We start from the raw sequence: 12,480 nt of genomic DNA on the forward strand, positions 1-12,480 counted from the left end.
CCTAGTACCTCAGCCGGTCGCTTTGCGATGAGGCCGGCGCCAGCTTCTATGATAAACGTTCGCAAATCTGATGCGTCGCGTGGTAGATTTCGAGGAACCCAGAATCACAATGCGAACACATACAATTCGAAACCGGCGCCCCGTCCTCGTTCTCCTCATCCTGTTCATCTTAATTATGTCCGTCGCGAGCAGTGCGGCGACAAAACCCGCGAAGAAAAACGCGAAGTTGTTTCCCGCCGTCGATGCGGCCATCCAGCAGGCCATCCAGAATGGCGACATTCCTGGCGCGGTGCTGGTGATTGGCCACAACGGTCACATCGTTTACCGGAAGGCGTATGGCGAGCGATCGCTGGAGCCGACGCGCGCGCCGATGAAGATTGACACGATCTTCGATATGGCGTCGCTGACGAAAGTGCTGGCGACGACCGGTTCGGTAATGCACATGTATGAACAGGGGATGTTCCGTCTGAACGACCCCGTAGCGAAGTACATCCCCGAGTTCGGCAAGTACGGCAAAGACCAGATCACGATCCGCGAATTGATGACGCACTACTCGGGGCTTCCGCCGGACCTTGATTTGACTGAGCCCTGGACCGGCAAGGAAACCGCGTACCAGATGGCGAATGAGGAGAAATTGATGTCTCCGCCGGGCGCGGTATTCCGGTATTCGGATATCAATTTCATCGTGCTCGGTGAACTGGTGGAGCGGTTGAGCAAGATGCCGCTCGAGAAGTATGCCGATGCACACATTTTCCAGCCGCTGGGAATGAGGAGTACACGGTTCCTGCCGCCGGCGAGTTGGTTGCCGCGAATCGCGCCGACCGAGTACGACGAGAACGGTGTGATGCTGCACGGCGTTGTGCACGATCCGACGGCGCGTCGAATGGGCGGTGTGGCAGGGCACGCAGGATTGTTTTCGGACGGCGATGACGTTGCGAAGTTTTGCGAAGCGCTGCTCGACGGGAAATTTCCGCTGTCGCCCATGACGGTATTAAAGATGACGACGCCGCAACAGCCGCCGACGGCGACGATGCTGCGCGGCTTGGGGTGGGATGTGGATTCGCCGTTCTCGACGAATCGTGGCGACCTGCTGCCGCTGGGGAGCTATGGGCACACGGGATTCACCGGGACTTCACTGTGGATTGATCCGACGACGAATACGTACATTGTGCTGCTGACGAATGGGGTGCATCCGCACTTGAAGCCGGGCGGGGCGGTGGTTTCGCTGAGAACACGGGTGGCGACGGCGGTGGCGGCGGAGCTCGAATTGAAACCCGATAACAAGCGCGCGCTGTCCATCACTGGTTATAACGAGGCGGAGCCGGGATGGCGCCGACTGGCTGCACGGAACGGCGATGTGAAGACAGGCTTGGAGAATCTGAAAGCGACGCACTTCTCCGAGCTGATCCGCAATGGAACGGCAGAGAAGCCGCGGCGGATCGGGCTGGTGACGAACCAGACGGGACTCGATAACAATGGGACGCGGACGATCGACATACTGGCGCACACGCCGGGATTGCAACTGGTCGCGATCTTCAGTCCGGAGCATGGCGTGACGGGCACGCTGGATACGACGGATATTCACAACAGCAAGGACGCGGCGACCGGGATTCCGGTGTACAGCGTGTACGGCGCGACGGATGCGGCGCGGCGGCCGAGTCTCGACGTCCTGAAATCGCTGGACGCGGTTGTGTACGACATTCAGGATGCGGGCGTGCGGTTCTACACGTACGAGACGACGCTGGGATATTTCCTGGAGGGTGCGGCGAAGGCGGGGATCGAGATGTACGTGCTGGACCGGCCGGATCCGATCAATGGTTCGTATGTGCAGGGGCCGGTGTCGATGCCGGGTCACGAGAGTTTCGTGAACTACAGCTCGGTGCCTGTGCGCCACGGGATGACCGTCGGCGAACTGGCGAAGATGTACAACGCGGAGCGGCACATCGGCGCGAAGCTCACGGTCATCCCGATGACCGGCTGGGTGCGTGGCGACTGGTTCGATTCGACGGGACTGACGTGGACGAATCCCTCGCCGAATTTACGCAGCCTGACTGAGGCGACGCTGTATCCGGGCGTGGCGCTGGTAGAACCGACGAACGTCTCGGTCGGTCGCGGGACGGACACGCCGTTTGAAGTGGTCGGCGCGCCATGGATTAATGCGCGGGACTTTGCGCAGTATCTCAATGCGCGAAATCTCGCAGGGCTGCGTTTCGTGCCGACGACGTTTACGCCGACTTCGAGTTGGTATGCAGGAAAGGTCTGCCAGGGCGTGAACATTATCGTCACGGAGCGGAACGTGCTGGATGCACCCGAGTTGGGAATCGAACTGGCTGAGGCGCTGCTGAAGATGTATCCACAGGAGTACAAGATCGACCGCATGCCGCAGTTGCTTGTAGACGACGCAACCTTCGCCGCGATTCAGCGCGGCGAGGACCCGCGGCGGATCGAGGCGATGTGGCAGGATGAGTTGCAGAAGTTTGAAGAAGTGAGGAAGAAGTACTTGATGTACTAAAAGACGCTGTTCGCGATTTACAGTTCGCGAAGAAGCAAACCGCCATCCGCAACAGCCGCCGTTGGAGGAAGGAAATGCAGGTCCTTCGACTCAGCCGCGACCGCGCCAACTGCGGCGCGGGAAAGGCAAGTCGCGGCTTCGCTCAGAATGACGGCATTTTCTTAAATCCTCAAGAAGGGGAATACATGAAGCAGCGTTATTTGATATGCGTGATATTGCTCATCGCGGTTTCTGCGAATTGCACGGAGTTGGGGAAGAAGTTGGGGGCGCTGGCGGCAAAGCATCAGGGCAAGGTCGCAGTGTATGCGAAGAACCTGGCGACCGGCGACACGGTGGCGATCAATGCGGACGTTCCGGTTCAAACGGCGTCGGTGATCAAACTGCCGCTGATGCTGCAGGCGTATGAGCAGGTGAAGGCAGGGAAGCTGCACCTGAACGATCAACTCGAGTTGACGAAGGACAACCAGGTGCCGGGTTCGGGCGTGCTGAGCATGCTGGACCCGGGGTTGAAGCTCACACTGAAGGACACGATCACGCTGATGATCACGCTCAGCGACAACACCGCGACGAACATGCTGATCGATGCCGTGGGCCTGAAGCCGACGAACGACATGCTCGCAAAGATGGGCATGAAGAACACGTACTTTTATAAGAAGGTCTACAAGCCGGCAGAGGGGCCTATGCCGCCGGATCAGAAGAAGTTCGGGTTAGGGAAGACGACGGCGAAGGAAATGGCCGAGGTGCTGGAGAGCATTTACCGGTGCGATCTGGGCGACAAGCAGCTTTGCACGCAGATGATCACGATCATGCGCCAGCAGCAGTATCGCAACATGATTCCGCGATATATCGAGGCGATGGATACGAGCGAGGAACTGTCGGATATCGGCGACAAGATTGGGCAATTGGACGATGTGCGGAACGATGTCGCGATTGTTTATTCCAAGAAGGGACCAATCATCATCTCGATCTTTACGTGGGATAACGCCGACAAGTCGTGGACGCCGGAGAACAAGGCGGAAATCATGATGGGTAAGATGGCGAAGGTAATCGTGGATACGTGGTCGCCGGAAGGACTGGCGACGAAGGTGGGAGAGCCGGTGAAATAGGTATTAGGTGCGAGGTACGAGGTGCGAGGAAAACGGCGCTATCTGTCCATACCTCGTACCTAACCGCTCGTACCTCAGGGGCAACTTTGAACTGGTACACAGCTTCTAAGCTCACAAGCGCTCAGAACACTGGAAACGTTGGACGAGGCTATTGGCCTTTGCCAGCCGTCACGTCTCACTTGATGGAGAGCCCATGCGCAACGCCCTGATTGCGGTTCTTCTGTTCTCCGGACTGGCCTTCGCCCAGAACTCTGACCAGAAACTCATTGACCAGAATGGCGCCGTGAAGAACGCCGAGCCGAGAAACCTTGTGACGATCCCCGCGGGGACGAAGATTCCGCTCATACTCAAGCAGACGATTTGGACAAAAAACGCGCGAGAGAATGATGCCGTATATGCAGCGACTAATTTTCCGGTGGTGATCGACGGGGAGATGGTGATTCCACCGGGCACTTACGTTCAGGGCGTCATTTCGCAGGTGAAACGCGCAGGCCACGTGAAAGGCCGGGCGGAGTTGCTGGTTCACTTTACGTCGATGATCTATCCGAGCGGGTACACGGTTCTCCTGCCCGGAGCGGTGGAAGGTGCTCCGGACGTCGATGGGAAGGTGAAGGACAAAGAAGGAACGGTTGAAGGGCAGGGTTCGAAGGGCAAGGACGCGAAGACGATTGGAACTACAGCCGGCTATGGAACGATGATTGGGGCCGCGGCAGGGCAGTCAATGAAAGGCGCGGCGATGGGCGGCGGCATTGGGGCCGCGGCGGGCTTGGCGGCGGTTCTGTTGAGCCGAGGTCCGGACCTGAAGGTCGAAAATGGTACGGCAATTGACATGGTTCTGGAGCGTCCGGTGACGGTAGATCGGTCGCGGATTCACTTAAACAATTAAGTTGCGGCCGGGCCGGGACTTCGGAACTGATCCCCCTTTTTCAGCGTCCTGGCGGGCCAGAAAAGACCCACACCTGCTGACTGCGGCAAGGGTAGACCGAGATGAGTCACGGGAAATCCGCAACTTTACGCACCTTCGTGGGGTTAGTAGGGTTAACGGAGTAGTTTGGGAACGCTTCGGGTGATTTTTCAGACGAAATGTTGACGAATTCTCGTGCTTCCAAACGGTAGCGACCGGAATCCAACGTCTAAGGAGTGCCGGAAACGCGGGTATAATGGTGAGCAGCAACCCTCGAAAATTGCCTCTAACGGCGTGCCCCGCCGGCCCGACGCTGTTGGCAAGGGAGTAGGTCATGAAATACCGAGTTGTAATCGCGACACTTGCGCTGTTATGCGCAACGTTGGCTGTGGCGCAGTCCACGCAGGCACCGGCAACATCCCAGGACTCCCAGCAGCAGAGTTCGCAGCAACCGGCGGCCCAGACCCCGAATACGCAGCAACCTTCGCAATCGCCGAGCACGGAGCAGCCCGTTGCACAGCCTTCGGAGACCCAGGAACCAGCGACGCAGAGTTCGCAGACGCAACAACCGGCGGCAGAGTCGCAGGATAACCAGGATGCACCTCAGCCTCCGGGGGCAGAGCCAAGGAAGGATGCAAACGGCTCTGCCGATACGGACCCGAACAAGAAATTGAAGGGCGTTAAGCCGGGCAGCGAGAACGACGTTAACGCAATCGGCAACCGCAACATCGGCAAAGGCAAAAGCCTTGGTGACTGGTACTCGCTGGACAGCGAGATCCGCATGGGCAAGCAGTACGCGCAGCAGATTGAAGCGAGCGTGAAGCTGAACCAGGACCCGGTCATCAATGAATACATTAACCGCATCGGGCAGAACCTGGTGCGGAACTCGGATGCGCGCGTACCGTTCACGATCAAAGTCGTGGAAGACGACAGCATCAACGCGTTTGCCCTGCCCGGCGGATTTTTCTACGTGAACACGGGGTTGATTCTCGCCGCGGATGAAGAGGCGGAACTGGCGGGCGTGATGGCGCACGAGATCGCGCACGTAGCGGCGCGGCACGCGATGCGCCAGTTGACGCGTTCGCAGTTTGCGAACTTCGCGACGATTCCTCTGATCTTCGTCGGTGGTGGCATCGGATACGCTGCGCGCGCGGCGGCCGGTTTAGGATTGCCCCTGACGTTCCTGCAGTTCTCGCGCGGATTCGAGGCCGAAGCCGACTATCTGGGCGTGCAGTACATGTACAAGGCGGGTTACGATCCACAGGCGTACGTACAGTTCTTCGAGAAGATCCAGGCGAAAGAGAAGAAGAAACCGGGAACGCTGGCGAAAGCGTTCTCAAGCCATCCGCAGACACCGGATCGCATCGAGAAGACGCAAAAGGAAATCAATCAAATCTTGCCGCCGCGCCCCGAGTACATCGTGAACACGTCGGAGTTCGACCAGGTAAAGGCGAGGCTGGCGAAACTGGAGAATCGGCGGAAAATGACGCCGGACCAGGAGAGCCGTCCAACGCTCCGTCGCGCAGGCCAGGACAACAAGGACAAGACCAAGAGTGGCGATCAGACGGATGATGGTCGTCCGACGCTAAAGAAGAGGGACGATTCGAATCAGAATTAAGAGTTGCAAGGTTCTGTGGACTGGCGGCTTCGGCCGCCAGTTTTGCCTGGAAGTGGGGAACTCCGCGTCGAGCTGTGATGGGTGTTGCGACCGCGCTAGCTGCGGCGCGGGAAAAACAAGTCGCGGCCTCGCTCCGGATGACGACGGTTAGAAGTCAGCTGAAAAATATGAAAGGCCGGAATCGTTGGATTCCGGCCTTTTACATGTCGGTGCTGGGAAATGGGGATCTCTCTCAAGCGGCGCGCTTAACCAAGCCCTCCACGGCCTCAATAGGCGCGTGCGAGGCCTGCTTGGAGATTGTGCCGATCACTTTCATGGCCTCCCAGTCGTACGCGAATTCCTTGCCGCAATCGAGGCAAACCACGTAGGTACCGGTCGGGCCAGCGGCCGCAACGTTCCGGTTCGCTCTTTTTGCGGTGATGGGAAAACTGTAATTCCTGTGCGTACAGCCAAAGATCATTTCGAACAACGTGTTCAACATATCCACTCTCCTGGGACCGGGGGAGACCAGACACCGTAATCCTCACTTCATTGGATTCATCAACTCTGAAAAAGGTGGCACATTTCCACTAAAGGGTAGTGAGCTGACGGTAGAAAGCGTTGCAGAGTGGAAAGACGCAAGGATCTGCCAATAATATGCAAAGGAAGGGCAAGTTGAAGGGACGGTGGAGGTTAGAGGAAATGAAGAATGAGGAATGTGGGGAGGACGAATGAAAAAAGGGGGATGATTTTCACAGGGTAGCGGCGCGCAGATCTGAGGTAGGAGACTATCTGATTTGAATCCAGGTCCTTCGACTCGACGGTGCCAACTGCAGCGCGGAAAGACTGGTCGCGACTTTGCTCAGGTGATGACGGTTCTCTTGACTCAAGGGCGCTTCAGGACTGCGGTTTCTGCTGCTCCTTGCACTTGGACATGATGGCGGAACGAAGGCGGGTTCGAAGGTCATCGGGGAGTTCGTAAAGCTCGGAGCCGCGGTAAATTTCGATGGTGCGCTTGGTTGTGTTGCAGACAACGTAGCAGTTGTGGCACCAAAGCAGGTGCTCGTCCAATTCTTTCTTGGTGCGATCGTCGATCACACCATCCAGGTAGTCGGTCAGCTCTTTCAGAAATTCAGAGCAGGTCACTGTGTCCCATCTCCATCGCGTCTTTTCTTGAAGTACTTATTCAACCGTTCCCGCAACTGCAACCGCGCACGCAATAACCGGGACTTCACCGCGGGGATACTGAGCCCGAGTGCATCTGCCGTTTCTTCGGTTGAGAGACCTTCCACATCGCGCAGTACAAAGACCGTCCGGAAACTGGCCGGCAGGCCGTGTATCGTGCGGCCGAGAATGTCCTTCAACTCGCCCTGCGTATACTGTTGCTCCGGATTCGGAGACCAATCCGCGATCTCGCGCGGCATGGAATCCTCTTCCGTTTTTACGTCCTCATCCAGAGAGACCATTCTCTCCGGGCGGCGACGCCGCAAGCGCATCAGCGCTTCGTTGACCGCGATACGAACCAGCCAGGTATAAAACTTCGACTGGCCCTGGAACTGTCCGAGATTCTGGTACGCCTTCAGGAACGCGTCCTGAACAACGTCTTCGGCATCCTCGCGATTCTGCGTGATGTGCTGCGCGATGCGAAAAACGTTGCGGTCGTACCGGCGAACCAGTTCCTCGAAGGCCGCCATGTCGCCCTTGCGGGCGGCATTAACAAGGACAGCTTCGTCGTTCGTCGGCTCGCCTACTCTTGATTCGATTGCTTCCATGTGATGGTAGATTCAGGAATTTCCGACCAGTTACTGGCTTCGGAGCCCCGGGGCCTTCCCCGCAGTCTATTGTATAGGGTGGGGGCCATTTTGTGGCTAGGGGTTTTTCCACCGGAATCAAGGGCCAAATGGGGAAGGAAAAAACGGCAAAGGGGAACAACCTAAGCCAGACGACAAGGCTCTCGATATTAGGTGAGGGCGCGATAACGCAATGAAAGTGCTGAGATGCTGGCTGATTTCACTGATTTTGGCAGCGACAACAATGACCGCGCCCGGCTGCTCGCAACAGCAGAGAACGCAGGACCTGAAGGAGAGGACCGCGGATGCGACGGCCGAGGCCAAGCGCGATGCCAAGGCCGTCGCCCAAGGAATCCGCGAGGGCTGGAATCGCGACAAGCCGCTCAATTTGAATACCGCGACGAAAGAGCAACTGACGAGCCTGCCGGGCGTGACCGCGGCTGAAGCCGATCGGGTGATCGCTGGACGTCCTTACAAAAATCCCGACGAACTGGTCACTCGGCACATCATTCGGAAAACCGAATACGATAAGTTCGCGAATCGTGTCACAGCAACGAAATGACGTCGCAGTAACTACTCGCCGCGTTCCGCCTTCTGTCCTGCGTAGAGTTGGCGGTAGACCTGCGCGTTGCGCATGATGGCCTGCACGTATTCGCGGGTTTGCGTGAACGGGATCGATTCGACGAACTCTGGGACGTCTTTGAAGTTGCCGCTGGCGAGCCAGTCGTCGACGCGATTGGTGCCTGCGTTGTATGCGGCGAGAGCATACTCCACCTGTCCGTTGTAGTGGTCGATCATTTCTTTCAAATAGCGCGTGCCGAGGCGCAGGTTCACGGTGGGAGAGAGCAGAAGTTCCTGCGAGAAGCGCATCTTCAGCTCTTTGGCTTCGCCACGGCCGACCTTGGGCAGCAACTGCATAAGGCCCCAGGCGTTCGCGTAAGAAATCGCGTTGGGATTGAACTCGGATTCCTGGCGGATGAGCGACGCGACGAGATCGGGATTCAAGTCGTTCTGGCCCGCGTAGTTTTGCAGGTCGCTCCAGTAGGGACGCGGGAAGAGGTGCTTCCAGTACTCGCGCGGAAGCGCACCGAAATCAAGGGAGTAGTAGGCCGGGACTGCGCGCTTGAGGACCTGAAGGGAGCGGTAGTACTTGCCGGCGTCACGATAGATGCGTCCGATCTGCAGCGTCGCCCAGTTCGCGCCCTGTCCGCCGTCGGCCTCCTGCAATTCCTTTACGGCGTAGTCGGTGAGGCCGGCGTTTTCGAGGAGCTTGCTTTTCTCCACGTGCAGATCGCCCGGCGGCGGATCGGTTTCCTGCGCTTCTTCCGGCAGAGGCTTGGGGCGGGGAATGGCATTGAGCAGCGTGTTTGTCGAAACGGTCTGGAGCGGGCCGAGTTGCTTCAGTCTCTCGCGCCCGAGGAAGCCGTAGTAGTAGTTGCGGAAACGGTCGGAGACTTTCGCGTAAAAGGCGATTGCGGTTGACCTGTCATTTTCCGCTTCGGCGACACGGCCGCGCCAGTAGAGCGCCGCTGCCACCTGATCGTCATTGGGCCACCTGGCGATTTGTTCCTGGAATTCTTCCTTAGCCTGGTCGAGGCGGCCTTGCCGGTAGTCGAGCCACGCGGCCTTCCAGTGCGTGTAGGACGCGCGGGGATCCTTGGGGAAGCGAGTGTACAGTTCCCGATAGGCGTCGATAGCGTGATCGTAGTCCTTCGCCAGCAGATACTTGTTCCCGGCGGAAAGCAGCGCGGTGGCGAACCATGCGCTGGTGGGGACTTCCTGACGCATGCGGTTAAGGTTGTCGAGGAAAGCGGCGTCGTCGCCCTTGTCGCGGGCGAGTTCACCGAGGTTATAAAGGCGAATGGCGTTGGCTTCGCCCGTGACCTGCGCGTTCTGGAGGAGGCCGGCGGCTTCGCTATCTTTGCCTGCGCGACGCAACGCCACGCCGAGCGCAACTTGCAGCGCCGGTTTCTCGTCCGGAGGAGCATCGTTCAGCAGCGCGCGATATTCGTTAACGGCATCCGAGAAGCGATTCGCCTGCATGAGCAGCGTGGCACGCTGTTTACGCTCGTTGAAGGCAGGCGGCGGCAACGCTCCGGAGGCCTGTAAAGTTTGCAGGTCAGTAGCCGCGGCATCGGCTTCGGGACTTGCGGGCATTGTTATATAGAGATGGCGAAGAATCTCTCCGCCCCTCGCCGCCTGGCCCGCTTTTACGTAAGCACGACCCAGCGCGAGTTCGACGTCGGCGCGAGTGGGCTGGCGATTCGCTTCGAGATAGGGCACGGCCTCGTCGGCGTGCCCGGTCGCGACCAGGGCGTTGCCATAGATATCAACGACATCGTGGCGGAATATCGACTCGGGAGAATCCTTCTGAAAATTGCGCAACGTGGCGACGACCTGCGGCCAGTCGTTCTGCCCGGCGTAGCTTTGCGCCAGCATGAAGCGAACGTAGTCGGCGAGTTCGCCGGCGTGCCGTTGCGCTTTTTTCAAAGCATCCTGCGCCTGCGGATACTCCTTGTCCAGCAGGTGGGCGTAGCCGACGGCCAGCCACGCCATGGCGGCTTCATCGGTTCCCGGATGCTTGCGCGCATAGGCTTCGACACCTGCGTAGGCCGGCTTGGAACGGAGGTCGATGAGTTGCAGCGCCATCGGCTTCAAGTCTTCCGACTTCACGAAAGCACGCTTCATCCGCCGCAGCTTCGCGGGGCTGACCCGAACGTGATGAAACCGGCGGCGCGATTTCACTGATTTGCGGGCGTGCGATTTCGAAACGGTCTTTTTCGTCGTCTTCTTTGTTGCGGTCGACTGTGGCGTCTTCGCAGAAGCTTTCTTTTGGGCGGCTTTATTCGACGCGGAAGTTGTCTTCTTGTGCTCGGAAGTAGTTTTCTTTGACTTTGAAGAGGCCGAAGAGGATTGCTTGGCACACACAGTGCCGCTCAGAAAAATTGCGGCGAGGAGAACAGCGATAACCTTCAATTGAGACATTGCACTGCGACTAGTTTACCAGCGGAAATTCGCCCCGAAAATGGAACGATCGTTATCACCGAGGATACGCACCAGTTCTTGCGTAAAGTAGTCGACATCGGGGACGCTCTGTCCGTACCGCTTTTCGTAGGTAGCGCGGCTCTTGTCGATGTCGTCCTTGAGCCTGTCATAAAGATCCCTTGTTGCGCGGCCTTCATTCACCTTGGCCTGGTTGTACAGCTTGATTTCTTCGACCAGCAGTTTCGCGAAGCGTCGCGCCTTATTGCGGACTTCGTCTTCTCCATTGGATGCCGGAGTTGCTGCAGGTACTGGCGGCGGCATTGGCATAGCCCCAGGGGGTGCGGCAACCGCGACGGCAACCGCGGCCGTCGCCGCGACAGGTTTTGGCGTGACTGGCGCGGGTGTAGGAGCGGGCGGCATTTCCTGCGCGGCGTGATGGTCCGCGGGTGCGACTTTGCGGAATGAGAGCACCTCCAACCACAATCCCGTGCAGCGAACCAGTAGTTCGAGCGCGGAGGCATTCAGTCCAGCGGCACCTTTTTCACCGCCGTCGGCGTAAACCATCGCCGCAACCTTTTCCTTGATGACCAGCGGCAGCAGAACGACATTGCCGTCCGCCGGATGTCCGAAGCGGCTTACGAACGATGAATCAAATTCGTCGGCTGCGGCAGCCGAAGGTGTTCGGTTGTGCAGCACGCGTTCGCAGAGGCCCCGGGTGCAGTCGGTGCTGAAGTGCCGGAAAGCCTCGTTGTCGTCGAATCCGCGCGACTGCCAACCGGTAGCGGTTGTGCCTCGGACGACGAGCAGGCCCGCGCGCTGCGAGAAATTGATCGCTCCGTCCAGCAGGGCCTTCAGGATGTCGGTCTGCGTGGTCGCGTCCTGGACCGATGCCACAGCGGCGTTTAAGAGATCAGTGGGCGCGGTACCGTGAGCCTCTTGGGGCTCGCGCTTCAGCTCCGCAAGACGATCGCGTACTGCTTCGCTGATGGCGGCGGAGTGCTCTCCAACCACCTCGCGTACGATTCGCTCGACTTGTTCACGGACTCGGCTGAGGTCAGTCATGCGCTCATTTTTCAGCTACTTGGCGGTATTTGCAGTATAGGCAACATGCGTCCGGTGTCAATAACGGTTAGCCCTGAGAAGGTCTGGGACTTAGGTAACCTGCCATGGGTTTAGGTGAGCTGAACCGGGGTTCCGCCCCAATCGCGAGGATCGCTATCGGCGATGGATTGCGTGAAGGTCCAGCGGTGCCCGCCAATGTCTGTGGCATTGTATTGGCGCTCGCCGTAGGGGTAATCGGCAGGCTCACGTGAGATGACCGCTCCGTGTGCACGGGCGCGCTCGCAATGCCGGTCGATATTCTCGACGCGAACCATCACATGACCTACATCGGTGCGACCGGGCTGGCGCTCGATGGCGACCATGGCGCCCTCGCCGATATTGATCTGACAGCGGTGGTTGCCGATCCGCAGGCGAACAGTAAAGCCGAACGCCACGCACAGCCAGTCAGCGGCCTGGTTCACGTCGTCGTAGGGAAGTTCAGGAATAACGGTGGTGTTCGGGATGGACCGGTTGCGCAACATGGC

General features: G+C 58.5%; 11 protein-coding genes. 5 read left to right on the forward strand and 6 right to left on the reverse strand.

What is annotated here, in order from left to right:
* Positions 1–109 precede the first annotated feature (109 nt).
* The 4 genes from ROO76_09315 (at position 110) to ROO76_09330 (ending at position 6,140) form a co-directional block, all read left to right on the forward strand.
* The gene (locus ROO76_09315) at positions 110–2,512 is read left to right on the forward strand and encodes a DUF1343 domain-containing protein (GenBank protein MDT8068348.1); all 2,403 of its coding nucleotides are present in this window, start codon (positions 110–112) and stop codon (positions 2,510–2,512) included.
* Between the two features lie 74 nt (positions 2,513–2,586).
* A complete protein-coding gene (locus ROO76_09320; GenBank protein ID MDT8068349.1) occupies positions 2,587–3,618 on the forward strand; it encodes a serine hydrolase in 1,032 nt (343 codons plus the stop codon).
* A gap of 193 nt (positions 3,619–3,811) precedes the next feature.
* The gene (locus ROO76_09325; GenBank protein MDT8068350.1) at positions 3,812–4,504 is read left to right on the forward strand and encodes a hypothetical protein; all 693 of its coding nucleotides are present in this window, start codon (positions 3,812–3,814) and stop codon (positions 4,502–4,504) included.
* Between the two features lie 352 nt (positions 4,505–4,856).
* On the forward strand, positions 4,857–6,140 hold the full coding sequence (locus ROO76_09330; protein ID MDT8068351.1) for a M48 family metalloprotease: 1,284 nt from the start codon (positions 4,857–4,859) through the stop codon (positions 6,138–6,140).
* A gap of 232 nt (positions 6,141–6,372) precedes the next feature.
* Here the strand turns inward: ROO76_09330 and ROO76_09335 are convergent, their stop codons facing one another.
* The 3 genes from ROO76_09335 to ROO76_09345 form a co-directional block, all read right to left on the reverse strand.
* Positions 6,373–6,621 (reverse strand): hypothetical protein, encoded by a 249-nt coding sequence (locus ROO76_09335; protein MDT8068352.1) that lies wholly within the window; start codon positions 6,619–6,621, stop codon positions 6,373–6,375.
* A 395-nt stretch (positions 6,622–7,016) separates the two neighbouring features.
* Positions 7,017–7,265 carry a zf-HC2 domain-containing protein gene (locus tag ROO76_09340; GenBank protein MDT8068353.1) on the reverse strand — a complete coding sequence of 83 codons (249 nt, stop codon included), beginning with the start codon at positions 7,263–7,265 and terminating at the stop codon, positions 7,017–7,019.
* Complete coding sequence (locus ROO76_09345; protein ID MDT8068354.1) at positions 7,262–7,891, reverse strand: RNA polymerase sigma factor; 630 nt, start codon at positions 7,889–7,891, stop codon at positions 7,262–7,264. Before ROO76_09345 ends, ROO76_09340 begins: the two co-directional genes overlap by 4 nt.
* 211 nt (positions 7,892–8,102) lie before the next feature.
* Here ROO76_09345 and ROO76_09350 point away from each other — a divergent pair, with 211 nt between their 5' ends.
* Positions 8,103–8,471: a helix-hairpin-helix domain-containing protein gene (locus ROO76_09350; GenBank protein MDT8068355.1), complete on the forward strand. Its 369-nt coding sequence runs from the start codon at positions 8,103–8,105 to the stop codon at positions 8,469–8,471.
* Positions 8,472–8,482: 11 nt separating this feature from the next.
* On the opposite strand, the gene ROO76_09355 is transcribed toward ROO76_09350, so the two are convergent.
* From ROO76_09355 to ROO76_09365, 3 genes are all read right to left on the reverse strand, one after another.
* On the reverse strand, positions 8,483–10,894 hold the full coding sequence (locus tag ROO76_09355; GenBank protein ID MDT8068356.1) for a transglycosylase SLT domain-containing protein: 2,412 nt from the start codon (positions 10,892–10,894) through the stop codon (positions 8,483–8,485).
* 15 nt (positions 10,895–10,909) lie between these two features.
* Entirely contained in the window at positions 10,910–11,956 is a 1,047-nt protein-coding gene (locus tag ROO76_09360; protein ID MDT8068357.1) for a hypothetical protein, read from the reverse strand.
* A 110-nt stretch (positions 11,957–12,066) separates the two neighbouring features.
* Complete coding sequence (locus tag ROO76_09365; protein ID MDT8068358.1) at positions 12,067–12,477, reverse strand: VOC family protein; 411 nt, start codon at positions 12,475–12,477, stop codon at positions 12,067–12,069.
* Positions 12,478–12,480 lie beyond the last annotated feature (3 nt).

This window comes from Terriglobia bacterium (genome assembly GCA_032252755.1).
Taxonomy (GTDB): Bacteria; Acidobacteriota; Terriglobia; order Terriglobales; family Acidobacteriaceae; genus JAVUPY01.

What these genes read in the sequence shown, in the direction of transcription:
- ROO76_09315 (MDT8068348.1), top strand. Translation starts at nt 110, where the DNA reads ATGCGAACACATACAATTCGAAACCGGCGCCCCGTCCTCGTTCTCCTC.
- ROO76_09320 (MDT8068349.1), top strand. Translation starts at nt 2,587, where the DNA reads ATGCAGGTCCTTCGACTCAGCCGCGACCGCGCCAACTGCGGCGCGGGA.
- ROO76_09325 (MDT8068350.1), top strand. Translation starts at nt 3,812, where the DNA reads ATGCGCAACGCCCTGATTGCGGTTCTTCTGTTCTCCGGACTGGCCTTC.
- ROO76_09330 (MDT8068351.1), top strand. Translation starts at nt 4,857, where the DNA reads ATGAAATACCGAGTTGTAATCGCGACACTTGCGCTGTTATGCGCAACG.
- ROO76_09335 (MDT8068352.1), bottom strand. Translation starts at nt 6,621, where the DNA reads ATGTTGAACACGTTGTTCGAAATGATCTTTGGCTGTACGCACAGGAAT.
- ROO76_09345 (MDT8068354.1), bottom strand. Translation starts at nt 7,891, where the DNA reads ATGGAAGCAATCGAATCAAGAGTAGGCGAGCCGACGAACGACGAAGCT.
- ROO76_09350 (MDT8068355.1), top strand. Translation starts at nt 8,103, where the DNA reads ATGAAAGTGCTGAGATGCTGGCTGATTTCACTGATTTTGGCAGCGACA.
- ROO76_09355 (MDT8068356.1), bottom strand. Translation starts at nt 10,894, where the DNA reads ATGTCTCAATTGAAGGTTATCGCTGTTCTCCTCGCCGCAATTTTTCTG.
- ROO76_09360 (MDT8068357.1), bottom strand. Translation starts at nt 11,956, where the DNA reads ATGACTGACCTCAGCCGAGTCCGTGAACAAGTCGAGCGAATCGTACGC.
- ROO76_09365 (MDT8068358.1), bottom strand. Translation starts at nt 12,477, where the DNA reads ATGTTGCGCAACCGGTCCATCCCGAACACCACCGTTATTCCTGAACTT.